We start from the raw sequence: 15,550 nt of genomic DNA on the forward strand, positions 1-15,550 counted from the left end.
CAGCCGTATCGAGCTGTCCGCATTCCAGTCCGACGGGTCGCTGCGGGGTTTCGTCGTCTCGGGCAGATGGCCCGCGACCACCCGTGAATGGGCCCAGGTGCTGGCGATGACGGTGCGGATCGCGTCGCTGCCGGGACTGCTGCCCACCTCGACCGTGTTCGGGGTGAAGGAGGAACTGCCCGAGAACCCCGAACCCGGGACCGTGGGTCTCGTCGTCGCAGAAGGTCCGGTGCTCGGTGAGCGCGCCGTCTCGGCCTCGAGCATCGCGCGGCGTGGGTCGAGGCCGAACCGGACGGCACGGTGACGGCGCTGGTCAGCAAGGTGGGAGTGGATCCGGGCAACGATCCCGACACCGCGATTCTGGCCATGCTGCTCGCTTCGTGAGGCCGCCCTGAAAATGAGAGTTCGGTTCTCCGAAAGTTAGCATTGCCTTTACAGAATTCGGTTTGCCGAGCTAACGTTGTCGTCGGCGAAGGGGAGTAGCCCCCAATCGCAGGGTCGACATACTGGCGGCGCCCGACACGGCGACGCCCGGCCCCGCGGACCGGACCATCTTCCGGTGGGCGAGACCTTCGGCCGCCCGACGCACCGTGCGTCCGGCGTCCGGAGGAAGCCCCGTTTCCTCCCTACGAAAGGAGGAGACACATATGTGGTCCGCACTCGTCCTGTCCTTCGCGGTCGTCTTCATCGCCGAACTCGGCGACAAATCCCAGCTCATGGCGATGACCTTCGCCCTGCGATATCGCTGGTGGGTCGTCCTGTCCGGGATCCTGTTCGCCACCACCGCGGTCCATCTCGTCTCGGTGGCCGTCGGGCACTATCTGGGCGTGGCGATCCCCGCGACCGCCATCGCGATCGTCGGCGGCCTCGCCTTCCTGATCTTCGGTGCGTGGACGCTGCGCGGCGACTCTCTCGACGACGACGAGCAGTCGAAGGCCGGACGCGTCGCGCGGTCCGCCTTCCTCGCGGTGACCTCGGCGTTCTTCCTCGCCGAACTCGGCGACAAGACGATGCTCGCCACCATCACCCTCGCGACCGACAACAACTGGGCCGGGGTGTGGATCGGATCGACGGTCGGCATGGTCGCCGCCGACGCGCTGGCCATCATCGCCGGCGCCGTGCTGGGCCGGCACCTGCCCGAGAATGCCATCCGTTTCGGCGCTGCCGCACTGTTCTTCGGCTTCGGTGCGTGGATGCTCGGCGACGGACTGTTCCCGGAGACCGGCGCCGTGGGACCGATCGCCGGAGCGGTGGCCCTGCTGCTGTCCGTCGGCGTGATCGCGGCGATGCGCCTGCGGGCTCGTCGCGCTGCCGAGGACGAGTCCCCCGCCCTGATGCGGCCCTGATCACCCCCTCCGAACAGTGTTCTTCCTCCCCGTACAGGAGTATGCTTGCCGATAGGCAAATAAATTCGGAGGTGGTTCCATGTCTGATCTCTCAGGCAGCGCCCCTCGATCCGGAACTCTCCCGTTCGACGCGGAAGACGTCCACCGTCTGCGTATCGCGATCGGACGGATCTCCCGCCGCATGGGCATGTTCGCCTCGGAGGAAGGGCTGACGCGCTCGCAGTCGACCCTCCTCACGACCGTCGCCCGCCACGAGACGATCGGAGTCCGCGACCTCGCGGAGATCGAAGGGCTCAACCCCACCATGTGCTCGCGCATGGTGGGCAAACTCGAAGACGACGGGTTGCTCACCCGGTCCCCCGACGCCGACGACAAGCGCGTCGTCCGCGTCCACATCACTCCCGCCGGTGCCGCACTCTCGGCGGAACTGCGCGACCGCCGCACCGCCCTGTTCGCCCGTCACCTCGCCGAACTGGACGACCGGCACCTCGCTGCTCTGCACGGCGCGCTGCCCGCCCTCGAGGCACTCTCGCAGCGCGTCGCCGATTCACCGCGCCCCTCCGCCGAGGGGGGTCGCCCGTGACGGTGCTCGCCGACATCAGAGGACAGACCTTCGCCGCCCTGCGCGGGCCCAACTTCCGCCTCTACATCAGCGGCCAGGCGATCTCGCTCGTCGGCACGTGGATGCAGACGGTCGCGCAGTCGTGGCTCGTCCTGCAGCTCACCGGCTCCGCGACCGCCATCGGCATCGTGCTCGCGCTGCAGACCGTGCCGATGCTGCTGCTCGGCCCCTACGGCGGCGTGGTCGCCGACCGATCCGACAAACGCCGGCTCATGATCGGGTTGCAGACCCTCATGGGTGTGCAGGCCCTGATCCTGGGGTTGCTCGTCGTCACCGACACCATCGCCCTGTGGCACGTCTACGTCCTGGCGGTCGCGCTCGGCCTCAACCAGTGCTTCGAGAACCCCGCCCGACAGTCGTTCATGCTCGAACTGGTCGGTCCGGAGGATCTGCGCAACGCCGTGAGCCTGCAGTCGGTCCTCGCCTCGTGCTCCCGCATGATCGGCCCGGCCGTCGCCGGCCTGGTCATCGCCGCGGGCGGACTCGGCGTGTGCTTCCTGCTCAACGCCGCGAGCTTCGTCGCCGTCGTCACCTCGTTGCTGCGACTCGACGTCTCCCGGCTCCAGCGCTCCCCCGCCGCCGCCCGCGCGAAGGGACAGCTGCGCGAGGGTTTCGCCTACGTCCGCAGCACGTCCGACCTGGCCGTCCCGCTGCTGATGATGGCGCTCGTCGGATGTCTGGCCTTCGAGTTCCAGGTGGTTCTGCCGGTCCTGGCCGACCACACCTTCGCTGCCGGTGCCGGGGCCTACGGCTTCCTCACCGCCGCAATGGGCGCCGGGTCCGTCGTGGGCGGGCTTGTCGTCGCCACTTGGGGCCGGACCGGAACCCGGCCACTCATCGTCACCTCACTCGCGTTCGGCATCGCCCTGGCGGTCGCCGCGGCGGCCCCGAACCTCACCACGCTCATCGTGGTCATGGTGATCGTGGGTGCCCTGAGCGTGACCTTCACATCCACCACCAACAGTTCGCTGCAGCTCGCCGCCGCTCCGACGATGCGCGGCCGGGTGATGGCCCTGTGGTCGGTCGCCTTCCTCGGCTCGACGGCCATCGGTGGTCCCATCGCCGGATGGGTCAGCGAGCAATGGGGTGGCCGGGCCGGACTGGTGCTCGGCGCCGTCGCCTGTCTGGTGGCCGCAGCGATGGGTATCGTCGCGCTGCGCCGCAGGGCCTCCACCCCCGCGGAGGTCACGACGGTCACCGGCTAGGGTTCGTGACGAAGGACACTGACGAGCCCTACAGCTCGAGACAGGAGATACGAACAGTGGAGATTCAGGGATCCGCCGCGCTGGTGACCGGTGCCGCATCCGGTCTCGGCGCCGCAACCGCGCGCCGCCTCGCCGACGCCGGAGCTACCGTCTTCGGCCTCGACCTGCAGCAGTCCATCGACCGCGTCGGCGATTCCGCCCCCGCGGGCGTCACGCTCCTCGCCACCGATGTGACGAGCGGCGACGAGGTCCAGGCGGCCGTCGATCGCATCGTCGAATCCGGTGTTCCGTTGCGCATCGTCGTCAACTGCGCCGGTGTCGGCTGGGCCGGCCGCATCCTGTCGAAGAACGGCCCGCACGACCTGGAGCTGTTCCGCACGGTCATCACCGTCAACCTGCTCGGCACGTTCAACGTCATGCGCCTGGCGGCCGACGCCATCTCCAAGACCGGGACGGTCGACGAGTCGGGTCAGCGCGGCGTCATCATCAACACCGCCTCGGTGGCGGCCTTCGAGGGCCAGATCGGCCAGATCGCGTACTCCGCGTCGAAGGGTGGCGTGCACGGTATGACCGTCCCCGCCGCGCGCGATCTCGCGCAGTTCGGCATCCGCGTCAACACGATCGCCCCCGGCATCGTCGACACCCCGATGCTCGCCGGGGTCACCGAGGAGTACCGCAAGGGCCTCGAGGCCGGCGTGCCGTTCCCCTCGCGGCTCGCTCAGCCCGCCGAGTACGCGCAGCTCGCGCAGATGATCGTCGAGCACGACTATCTCAACGGCGAGACCATCCGTATGGACGGCGCCCTGCGCATGGCGCCGCGCTAGGCGGCTTCGCCACCCGTGCGCGTTTCCGGTGGTTCCCGCTACCGGAAACGCGCACGTGCGCTGGACTGGTCACATGCGGATCGTTCTCGCCGTGCTGCTCGTCGGCGTGCTCGTCGGCGTCGCCGGGTGGGCGCTGCAACGACGCCTGATCTATCTGCCCGACACCACCGCTCCCCCGTCCGCCGCGACCGTCCTGCCGGGTGCCGAGGATGTCGTGCTCAGGACGTCGGACGGTCTCGAGCTCGACGCCTGGTTCGTGCCCGGCCGAAAACCCGAGGGTGCCGGGCACGAATTCACCGTCCTGCTCGCCGCCGGTAACGGCGGCAACCGCCTCGGTCGCGCCGATACCGCCGCCGACCTCGCCGCGGCGGGTTTCTCGACGCTGCTGCTCGATTACCGCGGTTACGGCGGCAACCCCGGCAGCCCGACCGAGGAGGGTCTCGCCGCCGATGCCCGCGCGGCACTGGACCATCTCCGCTCGCGCGACGACGTCGACCCCACCCGGCTGCTGTATTTCGGGGAGAGCCTCGGTTGCGCGGTCGTCACCGCACTCGCCGTCGACGAACCTCCGGCGGGAATGCTGCTGCGCTCGCCGTTCACCGATCTCGCCGCCGTGGCCCGGCACCACTATCCGTTCGTCCCCGCCGCCGTGCTGAAGGACGAGTTCCCGGTCGCCGAGCTCGCCGCCCGCATCGACGTGCCGATCACGGTCGTCTACGGCACCGCCGACACCATCGTCCCGCCGGCACAGAGCGCGGCGGTCGCCGATGCCGCCCGGCAGTTGTCCGAGCGGGTGCAGCTCGCCGGTCTCGAACACAACGACCCGCCGATGTTCGGCGCTCCCGTGGTGGAGGCGCTGATCCGGCTCACAGCAGGCCTGTGAGCCGCGCCGCGCCGGCGTGATCGCTCGTGCGCGGAGCGCCCCTACAGGTCCTCGAGGTACGGGATGTCGAGCACCGCACGATCACTCATCCACTCGCGCAGCACCTTCGTCGCGATCACGTCGTCCTCGTTGTACTCGAGCAACCGCAGGCGCTGCGCCGGATCGGGCTCGCCCGCCATGCCCACGGCTTCGCGGTACCAGCTCATCGACGCCTCTCCCCCGGCCTCGGCGTCGCGCCAGTGATGCCCCGCGATCGGCGCGATCTTCTTCAGTCCCTTGCCGTTCGGGCACACGAACTGGTCGGTGACGGCCTGGAAGATGTCGACCCACTCGTTCGAGCCGATGAACGCCTTGATCTCCGCGAGCTCCGGCACACCCGGGAAACCGTGGAACCGCCGTGCCGACGACAACAACCACTTGTCCTCCGCCGACCGCGAATAGCAGTAGGCCGCAAAGGTCTTCCCCCGCCGTTCGGCGGCGCGCCGCTGATCCGACAGCCAGCGCCAGAACTCGGCGAACGAACGTGCCTCGTCGTCGGTCGGCACGGGCTCCCACGTCGCGAACGGGATGTACTCGGACGACGAGCCCGCATTGAGCAGCGTGCCCCACAGATAGGCGCCGTGCTCGTGGTAGCTCTCCATGTCGATGTCGACCTCGACGTCGGCGCGGTGGACGTGCACGTGCCGGTACCGACGCACGAGCGGCGCACCGGCGAGCCAGGCCCGCGCCGTGACGATCGCGTCCTCGAACGAGCCCTGCGGCCACGCCTCGGGTTCCTCACCCTCCCACCGGGCGAGTCCGTCGATGGTGTGGACGTCGAGTTCACGCAGCACGGCGGCGCGTTGCCCCGGCGCGACCAGCGACACGTCGCGGCTCACCGTGAGTTCGGCGCGGCAGCGATCCCACCACGGGCAGGTCTTGCACTCGCCGATCTGCGACGGGGAGGTCGGGGTGCGGCCCCGGGCGATCTCGAGACGGTCGGTCAGACGGGCGTCGTAGTCGTCGAGGATCGGGTCGAGATCGTGCACGAGGATGCAGTCGCCGCCGTACCCGATCGCGCCGGCGACCTTCGCGGAGCTTGCGAGCCCGTGCCGCTCGAGCATGCGGTACAGGTGCGCGAGCCGCATCTGGTCGCGCACCTGACTGCGCACCTTGCGGGTCTCGTCCACAGCGGGTGCCCACGCGAACAGATCGGTGGTGAGCGCGCCGCGTCCGGGATCGGTGACCTTGTGGTTGACGACGATCACCGGGATGTACCCACCGTGCTCGGCGTCGCGCAGCAGGACCTCCGACCGTCCGCGGCGTCCGGTGTCAGGTTCGCTCGGTAGTACCGCACCCCAGATCCGGTCGGCGCCCGCGCGGCACGCATCGAGCGTGCGTTCGGCGCGCTGCCGCATCGGTCCTTCGGGAGCGACGAGCACCCACCCCTCCGGGTCGGCGTCGAACAGCTTCTGACGGATCGCCTCGCGGTGCGCAGCCGCTGCCTCCTGACGTTGCCGAGCACCGGGATTCTCGGGTGCACCTGCGAGTTCGTCGGGGAAGGTGGCGTCGAGATAGACCCGGTGGCGGCACCTCGTCAGCGCAGCGGCCTCGAGGGCGACGACTGTGCGCTGTGACACTCCGCGTTCGGGCCGCGGTAGTTCTCCGGTTGCGTCCACGACATTCCAGGGTATTCCCTGCACAGGCGACGGCTCGCAGCACCGTCACGTTAGGCTGACGCGGGGCGCCGGAGCGTCGTGTCGTACCGAATGGAGGGTGCTGTTCGATGGGGTTGTTCACACGGAAGCGTCGCGCGACTCGCAGGGCGGAAGCGAAGGCCTTGCGGACCAAGGCGAAGCTCGAGGCCAGACTGGTCGCGAAGAATCGGCTCAAGAACGACCGGCGGGCGGCGAAGGTCAGAACGAAGATCGACAAGAAACTTGCGAAGTCGCAGGTCAAGCTCGATCAGGAACTCGTGAAGTCGCAGGCCAAGCTCGAGAAGGAACAGATCGCGACGCTCAAGGCGCAGAAGAAGGCCGCCGAGAGCCAGGGTCTCACCGCGGCGAAGGTGCGCCGTTATCTCGGCGTCGCACGCCTGCTCGCGCCGGTGCTCGTCCCGATCGTCTACCAGGCCGTCACGGCGCTGCGCGGTCAGCTCGACGCTCGTCGCGCGCAGCAGCTCGGGGTGCCGATCGACGAGCTCGGTTCGTTCACCGGTCACGGTGCTCGTCTCAGTGCCCGCATCGCGGGGGCGGAGCACTCGCTCGCGAAGGTCGAGCAGCGCAACCCCAAGGACGCGGAGACGCAGAAGTTCGCCGCCGCGACCCGCGAACGGCTCACCGACCTGACCGCGGCGGTGCAGACGGCCGAGCAGATGCCGACCGCACGCCGGAAGTCGGCGCACGCGGCGATTGCCTCGGAACTCGACGGCATCGAAGCGGATCTCCTCGCACGCCTCGGCGTGCGCTGACCGAGCGGGATCGAGCACGACTGCAGTGACCAGGTACCCGACCGTTCTCGGCACCACCGCAGGCATCACCACCGCGGTGCTGGCGGTGGCCGCCCACGGCACCGCCGGCGGTGGTGTGCCGACGGGACCGGTCGCGGTACTGCTGGTCGCGGTCGCGGCGATCGTCGGGATCCTCGGCGCGCACCAGCCGTCGCTGCCTCCGCTGGTGCTCCTCGCCGGCGGACAGGCGGCCACACACGTCACGCTCACCGTGGTGGCTCCGGGCCACGAGCACATGTCGGTGTCCATGCTGGCCGCACACATGATCGCCGTGGTGGTGTGCGCCGTACTGCTCACCGCCGCGGTCCGCGTGTACGCGGCGTGCGGCACCGTGCTCCGGACGGTCCTGATGCGCGGTCCCGGTGTCGACGCGCCCGCCGTGCTCGCGCCGACCTCCTCGACCGACCGTCTCGTATGGGGACGCGCGCCTCCCGCCATCTCGAGGAGAGGACCACCGCTCGCCGCGACCGTGTCGTGACGATCGATCCTCTTACTACGAGAAAGACCCCATACATGTTCGAGTTCTCCCGTCGCGCCCTCGTGGGCGCGACAACGACCGCTGCGCTGATGGTCGTGGGCGCCGGCATCGCCTCCGCCCACGTCACCGTCGTCGCACCCGGCGCCGAGCAGGGCGGCTACTCCGTTCTGACCTTCCGGGTCCCCACCGAATCCGAGACCGCCGGCACCACGGCCGTCACCGTGGAACTTCCGGGCCTGCGCTCGGCGCGCACCGAGCCGCTGCCCGGCTGGACCGCGACCGTCGAGAAGGATCCCGAGTCGCAGCTCGCAACCTCCGTGACGTGGACGGCCGGACCCGACGTGCAGGTCGGGCCGGGGCAGTTCCAGCAGTTCGTCCTGTCCGCCGGTCCGCTGCCCGAGGAGGACGAGGTCGCCTTCCCCGCGATCCAGACCTACAGCGACGGTGAGGTCGTGACGTGGGACGAGATCGCGACCGGCGACGCGGAGCCCGAGCGCCCTGCTCCGACCCTGACCCTCGCCGCGAGCAGCGGTGACGGCCACGGCGGCGGCAGTGGTGACACGCACGCCACCGACACCGGGCAGACCGCCGGCGCAGCGGAGACCGGCAGCACCGACAGCACCGCGCGCTGGCTCGGTGGTATCGGCCTGGTGCTCGGCGCGCTCGGTGCCGCACTCGGCCTCGGCGCCGTGATCCGGGGGCGGCGGGCATGAAGCGCATCCTCGTTCTCCTCGCCGCGCTCACCGCGGCGCTGACCCTGTCCGTCGGTTCCGCGGCCGCCCATTCGGTGGTGCTGTCGAGTTCGCCCGAGGACGGCGAACAGATCGCCGAGGCACCCGATCGGGTGACCGTGACGTTCAACGAGAACCTGCAGGAGCAGTTCGCGGCCCTGACCGTCGTCGGGCCCGACGGCAACCTGTGGTCGAAGAGCGACCCGATCATCGAGGGTGCGACCGCGGCCGTCGAACTCGACGGTCTCGGACCCGTGGGCGAGTACACCATCGCCTACCGGGTGACCTCCGCCGACGGGCATCCCGTCAGCGGAACCCGCACCTTCACGCTCACCCGGGAAGGAAGCGGAACGCCCGGTGCTGCGGCGTCCGGTGACGCAGCGTCCGGCGAGACCGGCTCGGAGTCGGGCGAGGGCGACGGCAGCGGACCCGCCGTGTGGTGGTTCGTCGTCGCGGGTGCCGTGGTGGTCGCCGCAGGTCTCGCCTTCGCGTTGCGCAAGCCGAAGGCCTGACCCGCATGATCCCGGAACGCCGGCAGTGGCTCGTCGTGGCCGCTGCCGGCGTCGCTTTCGGAACCGTCGCGGGTATCGCCGTGGCGGGTTCCCTCGCCCTGCCCGCCCCCTCGAGTTCGGTCCGGGCCGTCGGACTGTGTGTCGGCTCCACCGTGCTCGGACTCGCGGTGCTCGCCGTCCTGGTGCAACGGCAACGTCGGCCCTCGGTCACCCCCGAGACACTGTGGCGGACGATCGCCGCGCTCGGCGGTGTCTGGCTCGCGCTCGCGAGCGTCGACCTCGCCTGGGCCGCAGCCGCGGCGGCCGACGTTCCTGCCGCGGAACTGGACGTGGGACGCTTCGGGCAGTTCCTCGGCACCCCCACGGGACGCGTGGATGCGGCGGCGTGGGTGTGTATCGCCGCGATCGTCGCCGTCGCCGCGGTGGCGTACCGCCGGTCGGCGTCGTGGTCCACCCTGCCGGTGCTCGTCGCCGCGGCGCTCGCGCTGATCGCCCGGCCCGTCACGGGCCACATGGCGCAGCAGCCGCTGGGGTCGCTGTTCAACGCGGTGCACGTGCTCGCCGCCGCGGTGTGGTTCGGGGTGCTCGTGGCGCTGGCCGTGACCGTCCGGGGCCGCGGAGCGTGGGCGGAGCTGCTGCCGCGCTACTCGCACCTGGCCCTGCGATGCGTGGTGGCGTTGGTGGTGACCGGCGTGATCGACGCGGCGGTGCGGCTCGGTTCCGTCTCGGCGCTGCTGGGCACCGGTTACGGACGCATCGTGCTCGCGAAGGCGATCGTGCTGTGCGCCCTGCTGGGACTCGCGTGGAACTGGCGACGGAACTGGATTCCCGCTGCCGCGTCCCACCGTCTCCCGGAGGAGGAGTCGCTGCGCAACGCCGTCCTCGAGGTGTGCGCGATGTCGGTCGCGCTCGGGCTCGCGGCCGGGCTCGCGACCACCGGCTGAGCCGTCACAATGTGGCCGCGCGTTCCAGATCGTGTACGAACGAGCGGAACATGTCGTCGCGTTGCGATTTCGCCCGCAGTACCGCCGACGGGTGCACGGTGACGACCACCGCCGGATCGCACGACCCGCACAGCTCCTCGGGCAGGTGCAGGACCTCCCCGCGGTGCTGTGTGAGCTTGAAATCCTTGCCGAGCAGCGACTGCGCCGCCGTGGCACCGAGACACACCACGACGTCGGGACGAACGGCGTCGAGTTCGGCCTCGAGCCACGGCCGGCACGCGGCGACCTGACCCCCCGACGGTTTCTTGTGGATCCGCCTGCGGCCGTTGGCGGATCGGTCGAAACGGAAGTGTTTGACGGCGTTGGTCACGTACACCGTCCCGCGGTCGATCCCTGCGCGTTCGAGAGCCTTGTCGAACAGATGCCCGGCCGGGCCGACGAACGGCTCTCCCGCGATGTCCTCCTCGTTGCCCGGTTGCTCGCCGACGAACAGGATGCGCGCGTCGCGCACTCCGGCGCCGAATACGGTGCGTTCGGCCGCCTTGTAGAGATCGCATCCCCGGCACCCCGCGGACGCGGCGGCGAGGTCGGCGAGGTCGCGGCTGTCGGGTACGTACTGCTGCGCGCCGGGATAGGTCACCATGGCTGTCGCATACCCGGCTTCACCGCTGTTGCACCAGTCGCGCGATCCAGGTGCGGCTGTCGGCGGGATCGATGACGTCGTCGAGTTCGAAGCTCGTCGCCGCCTGCAGCGCCTTTCCCTGCCGGTAGGCGAGGGCGACGAGCCGGTCGAACAGTTCCTCGCGTTCCCGGGGTGTCTCCGCGGCGTCGAGTTCCTTGCGGAATCCGAGCCGCACGGCCCCTTCGAGTCCCATCCCGCCGATCTCGCCCGTCGGCCAGGCGACGGTGAATTCGGGTGCGTGGAAGGATCCGCCGGCCATCGCCATCGCGCCGAGCCCGTAGCCCTTGCGGAGGATGATCATGCCGAACGGGACGGTCAGGCGTGCGCCGGCGACGAAGAAGCGCCCGAAGCGGCGCACGGTGGCGTCCTTCTCCGATTCGGGGCCGACCATGAATCCCGGTGTGTCGCACAGACTCACCACGGGAAGCCGGTGCGATTCGCACAGTTCCAGGAAGTCCGCGGCCTTGTCGGCGGCCTCCGCGTCGATCGCTCCGCCGAGATGGGCGCTACTGTTGGCGAGGACGCCGTAGGAAGCACCCTCCACTCGCATCAGGGCGGTGACGATGCCGACGCCGTAGTCCGGCCGCAGCTCCAGCACCGATCCGACATCGGCGATCGCGTCGATCGCCGACCGCACGTCGTAGGCGCGGAGACGGTTCTCCGGCACCACATGTCGCGCGAGACGCGGGTCGGGTGCCTGCCGGTCCTCGTGCGGCGCGGTGAAATAGGCGAGATATCTCCGGGCGACGTCCACGGCATGTGCCTCGTCGCGTGCTGCGACGTGCACGACGCCGTTGCGGCGTTGCACGTCGACGGGTCCGATGTCCTCGGGGCGGTGCACGCCGAGTCCTCCGCCCTCGATCATCGCGGGACCGCCCATGCCGATGTTGGCGTCGGGGGTCGCGACGAGCACGTCGCACACTCCGGCGAGCGCGGCGTTGCCCGCGAAGCAACGGCCGGAGACGACCGCGACGGTGGGCACGCGTCCGCGCAGCGACGCCATCGAGCGGAAGGTGGGCAGTTCGAGGCCCGCACCGGGACCGGCGTCGACGTCCCCGGGTCGTCCGCCGCCGCCCTCGGCGAACAGCACGAGCGGCACCCGCCGCCGGGCGGCGAGTTCGAGCAGCCGATCGGTCTTGCGGTGGTTGTTCCGGCCCTGGGTTCCCGCGAGAACGGTGTAGTCGTAGGACATCACGACCACCTCGGCCCCACCGATCCGCGCGGTGCCGCCGACGAGTCCGTCCGCCGGGGTGTTCGCGATCAGGTCCTCCTCGCTGCGGCGGCTGCGCTGGGCCGCGAGGACGAGTGGCCCGTACTCGACGAACGTGCCGTCGTCGACGAGATCGGCGATGTTCTCCCGTGCCGTGCGCCGGCCCTGCCGGTGCCGTCTCGCGATCACGTCCGGCCGCGCCGCGTCGGCAGTGGCCTCGTGACGGCGACGGATCTCGTCGAGATCGTCACGGTCGGTGCCGGGATCGACGGCGACACCGTCCGTCGCGGTGTCCGCGTCGAGTACGCGGACCACCGCGAGCACCGTGCCCGGGTCGACCGTGCGGCCCGGTTCGACGAGTACGCGTTCGACCACGGCGTTGCCCGGCGCCCGGATCTCGTGCTGCATCTTCATCGCATCGAGCACGGCGATCGGCGCACCCGCCGGAGTCGTGTCGCCGGTGCGGGCGATCTCCACGACGGTGCCGACCATCTCGGCGCGTACCGCGTGTTCGTCGGCGCGCAGATCCGTGTACCCCACCGGAGTTGTCGTGGTGGTGTCGACGAAATCCGGGAGTCGCTCCCCCAGCCACGTGGTGTGGACAGCATCGGACCGGAACTCCTTGTCGTCCACTATCTTCCGCAGAAGGTCGCGGTTGGTGCCGACACCGTCGACGACGAACTCGCCGAGCGCCGTCGACACCTTGCGCAGGACCGCCGCCCGATCGCCGGAGCGCACGTACGCCACGACCTTGGCGAGCAGCGAATCGTAGCGGCCGGTCACTTCGAGCCCGGGTCGCCCGTGGGTGTCGACGCGGATCCCCGGACCGGTGGGTGGCGTGAACGCGGTGAGCGTGCCCGCGGTGGGCAGGGCGATCCCGTCGGCGCGCGGCGTCTCGGCATTGACACGCACCTGCACCGCGATGCCGTGTGCCGCAGCGGGACACCCTGCGATGGTGTTGCTGTCGAGAGTGATTCCCGCCGGCAGACCGAGTTCCTCGAATGCCGCCCCACGGGCGATCGCCAGCTGGATCGCCACGAGGTCGACGCCCGTCACCTCCTCGGTAACGGTGTGCTCCACCTGGATTCGCGGGTTGACCTCGAGGAACACGAATCCGTCGTCGTGGACGAGGAATTCGACGGTGGACAGTCCGTGGCAGCCGACGTGCCCGATCAGCCTGACGGCCGCGCCGTGCAGCGCCTCGCGCAACGACTCCGGCAGGTCGGGCGCAGGCGCGATCTCCACCAGCTTCTGGTGCCGGCGCTGCACACTGCAGTCGCGGTCGCCGAGTGCGACCGCGCGAGTACCCGATTCCGATTCGGCGGCCACGACCTGCACCTCGACGTGCCGGGCACGCTCGACGAGCCCCTCCGCGTACAGCCTGTCGTCTCCGAAGGCAGCCAGTGCTTCGGCCGCGGCGAGCCGCAGCGCCTCGTCGAGGTCGGCGGCGTCGCGGACCACGCGCATGCCGCGACCGCCACCACCCGAGAGCGCCTTGACGACGATCCCGTTCGGATGGTCGAGCAGGAACGCCCGCACGGAATCCGGATCCCTGGCCTCGACGGCGGCGATCACCGGGATGCCGAGTTCGTCCGCCACCTCACGGGCGGCGCGCTTGTCGCCGAGGACGCGCAGCGCCTGCGGGGACGGTCCGACGAAGGTGAGCCCGGCATCCGCGCAGGTCTGCGCGAAGGCGGCGTTCTCGCTGAGGAATCCGTAACCCGGGTGCACGAGCGTGCACCCGGTCGCCCGGGCGACGCCGACGATCGCGTCGGGGTCGAGATAGGCGGAGGGACCGGTGCCCGGAAGGGCCTCGGCTCGCGTGGCGGCGCGAACGTGCGGAGCGTCGGCGTCGTCCGTGGCATGAACGGCGACCGTGTCGAGTCCGAGGTCTCCGGCGGTGCGGACGATCCGCAACGCGATCTCACCCCGGTTGGCTACGAGCAACATCGACGATCCTTCCCTCGGCAGCGGCTGCCTCCACAATTACTACCGAGTTCGGAAAGGGCAAGATCATCGATCGACGGTACTCGAGCCGGTGGCGCCGATACAGGCATTCAGCGACGGCCTTCTGCCCTTCGTCGGTACGATTCGAGCCGGTTCGTTGCGCGGGCCGAGGCGAGATCACGGTCAGCGGTGACAGATTCCGCATCTCACGTCCCACCTCGTCGTCGGAGAGCACCACGTGCCGGATCCAGTCGAGATCACCCGTTCGCGACAGGTGCACGACGATGCGTCTCACGCGACGACCACGGGACGGTACCGCAGGGCGCGGCCGAGACCGAGCGCCATCGATACGGACGTGATCGAGGCCGTCGCCATGATCGCGGCGAGCACCACCACTTGGAACCGTCCGGCCTCGACCGGTGACAGCCCGCCGAAGATCGCGCCGACGAAGGCTCCGGGCAGGGTCACCAGACCGGTGGTCCTCGTCTGATCGGTCGACGGGATCATCGCCGCGTGCACGGCGAACCGGGCGGGTGAGAGCGTCGCCTGCCGCATGGTCGCGCCGAGCGCGAGCCAGCCCTCCACCTCGGACCAGTGGTCGTCGACGGTGTCGTGGAAGCGGCGACCGGCGAGGGTCGCGACCGTCATCGTGTTGCCGATGATGATGCCGCCGAGCGCGAGCGCGTAACGCGGGGTGGCCTCCACCGCGCCGGTGGCGAAGACGACACCCGCCGAGACGAGCACGCCGGTCAGCATCGCGGCGGCCGTCACCCCGCGCACGACGGCGTCGCTCCCGATGCGTCGGCAGGCCGTCCACCACGCGACGGTGAACATCACCACGAGCACCACGGCGACCCAGCGGGCGTCGGCGATGACACCGGAGAGCACGACGCTGATGAGCGCGAGCTGGACCGCGCCGCGGGCGATGGCACCGACCGGCGCGAATCGGTGCGGGGCGCGGAACGCCCACAGGACCGCCGTCGAGATCGCAGCAAGGGCGAGGACACCGACGATCGTGCGGATCAGGACGGACGGGTCGATCACGGGGTCGACGTTAACGACCCCGTTCGCCGGATGCCGCCCTATCGACGCTCGGGCGCGGCGTGCGGAAGATCCGCGGCGGACGCCACCGGCCAGCGCCGCGGATCGGGACCGAGCTCCCGGAGCTGCTCGACCTGCTCGCGGCACCACACCGACACCTCACGGCGTCCCTCGACGACGTCCTCGGAGAACTCCCCCCAGTCGACCCATTCGGTGTCGTGCACCTCCGACGGCTCGGGGGTGGGCTCCGGTCCGTCGTACAGCACCCGGAAGACGGGGCAGATCTCGTTCTCCACGATGCCGTTGTCCATCACCGCCCGGTATCGGAAGGACGGCAGGACGACCTCGATGTCGTGCACCTCGAGTCCGAGTTCCTGACCCAGCCGGCGGCGCACGGCCTCGGTGAGCGGCTCGTCCGGAGCCGGGTGGCCGCAGCAGCTGTTCGTCAGGACACCGGGGAAGGTCGACTTGTCCAGGGCCCGCCGGGTGAGCAGAACGTGTCCGTGGGGATCGAAGACGTACGACGAGAAGGCGAGGTGCAGCGGGGTGTCGGTGGTGTGCACCGTCGCCTTCGGCTCGATTCCGACCGCGCGGCCTGCGTCGTCGAGCAGCACGACCTGTTCCATGTGATGTCCTG

The 15,550-nt window shown here is 70.2% G+C and carries 15 protein-coding genes and 1 pseudogene; 11 read left to right on the top strand and 5 right to left on the bottom strand.

Annotated elements, in window-relative coordinates:
* The first annotated feature begins 7 nt into the window (after window positions 1–7).
* The 6 genes and pseudogenes from A8G18_RS12800 to A8G18_RS12825 all read left to right on the top strand — a co-directional run bounded on the left by A8G18_RS12800 (window position 8) and on the right by A8G18_RS12825 (window position 4,880).
* Window positions 8–384, top strand: a pseudogene (locus tag A8G18_RS12800) (peptidase).
* A 263-nt stretch (window positions 385–647) separates the two neighbouring features.
* Entirely contained in the window at window positions 648–1,346 is a 699-nt protein-coding gene (locus A8G18_RS12805; protein WP_064064181.1) for a TMEM165/GDT1 family protein, read from the top strand.
* 79 nt (window positions 1,347–1,425) lie between these two features.
* Window positions 1,426–1,929 carry a MarR family winged helix-turn-helix transcriptional regulator gene (locus A8G18_RS12810; RefSeq protein ID WP_172506070.1) on the top strand — a complete coding sequence of 168 codons (504 nt, stop codon included), beginning with the start codon at window positions 1,426–1,428 and terminating at the stop codon, window positions 1,927–1,929.
* Window positions 1,926–3,173: an MFS transporter gene (locus A8G18_RS12815; RefSeq protein WP_064064182.1), complete on the top strand. Its 1,248-nt coding sequence runs from the start codon at window positions 1,926–1,928 to the stop codon at window positions 3,171–3,173. Before A8G18_RS12810 ends, A8G18_RS12815 begins: the two co-directional genes overlap by 4 nt.
* 56 nt (window positions 3,174–3,229) lie before the next feature.
* Window positions 3,230–3,997: an SDR family NAD(P)-dependent oxidoreductase gene (locus tag A8G18_RS12820; protein WP_064064183.1), complete on the top strand. Its 768-nt coding sequence runs from the start codon at window positions 3,230–3,232 to the stop codon at window positions 3,995–3,997.
* Between the two features lie 73 nt (window positions 3,998–4,070).
* Window positions 4,071–4,880 carry an alpha/beta hydrolase gene (locus A8G18_RS12825; protein WP_064064184.1) on the top strand — a complete coding sequence of 270 codons (810 nt, stop codon included), beginning with the start codon at window positions 4,071–4,073 and terminating at the stop codon, window positions 4,878–4,880.
* A gap of 41 nt (window positions 4,881–4,921) precedes the next feature.
* On the opposite strand, the gene A8G18_RS12830 is transcribed toward A8G18_RS12825, so the two are convergent.
* A complete protein-coding gene (locus A8G18_RS12830; RefSeq protein WP_064064185.1) occupies window positions 4,922–6,499 on the bottom strand; it encodes a TM0106 family RecB-like putative nuclease in 1,578 nt (525 codons plus the stop codon).
* Between the two features lie 146 nt (window positions 6,500–6,645).
* Here A8G18_RS12830 and A8G18_RS12835 point away from each other — a divergent pair, with 146 nt between their 5' ends.
* Genes A8G18_RS12835 through A8G18_RS12855 form a run of 5 tightly spaced genes read left to right on the top strand, consistent with a single transcriptional unit; the run spans window position 6,646 to window position 10,033 of the window.
* The gene (locus tag A8G18_RS12835) at window positions 6,646–7,329 is read left to right on the top strand and encodes a DUF6474 family protein (RefSeq protein ID WP_016933497.1); all 684 of its coding nucleotides are present in this window, start codon (window positions 6,646–6,648) and stop codon (window positions 7,327–7,329) included.
* Between the two features lie 25 nt (window positions 7,330–7,354).
* Window positions 7,355–7,846, top strand: a complete 492-nt coding sequence (locus A8G18_RS12840) for a hypothetical protein (protein ID WP_064064186.1) — start codon at window positions 7,355–7,357, stop codon at window positions 7,844–7,846.
* 35 nt (window positions 7,847–7,881) lie between these two features.
* A complete protein-coding gene (locus A8G18_RS12845) occupies window positions 7,882–8,559 on the top strand; it encodes a YcnI family copper-binding membrane protein (protein ID WP_064064187.1) in 678 nt (225 codons plus the stop codon).
* Complete coding sequence (locus A8G18_RS12850; protein WP_064064188.1) at window positions 8,556–9,089, top strand: copper resistance CopC family protein; 534 nt, start codon at window positions 8,556–8,558, stop codon at window positions 9,087–9,089. The genes A8G18_RS12845 and A8G18_RS12850 overlap by 4 nt, the downstream gene beginning before the upstream one ends.
* Before the next feature lie 5 nt (window positions 9,090–9,094).
* Complete coding sequence (locus A8G18_RS12855; protein ID WP_064064189.1) at window positions 9,095–10,033, top strand: copper resistance D family protein; 939 nt, start codon at window positions 9,095–9,097, stop codon at window positions 10,031–10,033.
* Between the two features lie 4 nt (window positions 10,034–10,037).
* On the opposite strand, the gene A8G18_RS12860 is transcribed toward A8G18_RS12855, so the two are convergent.
* The 4 genes from A8G18_RS12860 to idi all read right to left on the bottom strand — a co-directional run bounded on the left by A8G18_RS12860 (window position 10,038) and on the right by idi (window position 15,539).
* A complete protein-coding gene (locus A8G18_RS12860) occupies window positions 10,038–10,676 on the bottom strand; it encodes a UdgX family uracil-DNA binding protein (protein WP_016933502.1) in 639 nt (212 codons plus the stop codon).
* Between the two features lie 19 nt (window positions 10,677–10,695).
* Window positions 10,696–13,875, bottom strand: coding sequence for an acetyl-CoA carboxylase family protein (locus A8G18_RS12865; RefSeq protein WP_064064190.1), 3,180 nt, complete (start codon window positions 13,873–13,875; stop codon window positions 10,696–10,698).
* A gap of 288 nt (window positions 13,876–14,163) precedes the next feature.
* A complete protein-coding gene (locus tag A8G18_RS12875; protein WP_064064192.1) occupies window positions 14,164–14,916 on the bottom strand; it encodes an ABC transporter permease in 753 nt (250 codons plus the stop codon).
* A 38-nt stretch (window positions 14,917–14,954) separates the two neighbouring features.
* Complete coding sequence (gene idi, locus A8G18_RS12880; protein WP_016933828.1) at window positions 14,955–15,539, bottom strand: isopentenyl-diphosphate Delta-isomerase; 585 nt, start codon at window positions 15,537–15,539, stop codon at window positions 14,955–14,957.
* Between the last annotated feature and the right edge of the window lie 11 nt (window positions 15,540–15,550).

It is taken from the genome of Rhodococcus gordoniae (assembly GCF_001646655.1).
In the GTDB taxonomy this organism is placed as follows: domain Bacteria; phylum Actinomycetota; class Actinomycetes; order Mycobacteriales; family Mycobacteriaceae; genus Rhodococcus; species Rhodococcus gordoniae.

Excerpts from the sequence above, each read along its gene's own strand:
- A8G18_RS12805 (WP_064064181.1), top strand. The coding sequence starts at position 648 with ATGTGGTCCGCACTCGTCCTGTCCTTCGCGGTCGTCTTCATCGCCGAA.
- A8G18_RS12810 (WP_172506070.1), top strand. The coding sequence starts at position 1,426 with ATGTCTGATCTCTCAGGCAGCGCCCCTCGATCCGGAACTCTCCCGTTC.
- A8G18_RS12825 (WP_064064184.1), top strand. The coding sequence starts at position 4,071 with ATGCGGATCGTTCTCGCCGTGCTGCTCGTCGGCGTGCTCGTCGGCGTC.
- A8G18_RS12835 (WP_016933497.1), top strand. The coding sequence starts at position 6,646 with ATGGGGTTGTTCACACGGAAGCGTCGCGCGACTCGCAGGGCGGAAGCG.
- A8G18_RS12845 (WP_064064187.1), top strand. The coding sequence starts at position 7,882 with ATGTTCGAGTTCTCCCGTCGCGCCCTCGTGGGCGCGACAACGACCGCT.
- A8G18_RS12850 (WP_064064188.1), top strand. The coding sequence starts at position 8,556 with ATGAAGCGCATCCTCGTTCTCCTCGCCGCGCTCACCGCGGCGCTGACC.
- A8G18_RS12855 (WP_064064189.1), top strand. The coding sequence starts at position 9,095 with ATGATCCCGGAACGCCGGCAGTGGCTCGTCGTGGCCGCTGCCGGCGTC.
- A8G18_RS12860 (WP_016933502.1), bottom strand. The coding sequence starts at position 10,676 with ATGGTGACCTATCCCGGCGCGCAGCAGTACGTACCCGACAGCCGCGAC.
- A8G18_RS12865 (WP_064064190.1), bottom strand. The coding sequence starts at position 13,875 with ATGTTGCTCGTAGCCAACCGGGGTGAGATCGCGTTGCGGATCGTCCGC.
- idi (WP_016933828.1), bottom strand. The coding sequence starts at position 15,539 with ATGGAACAGGTCGTGCTGCTCGACGACGCAGGCCGCGCGGTCGGAATC.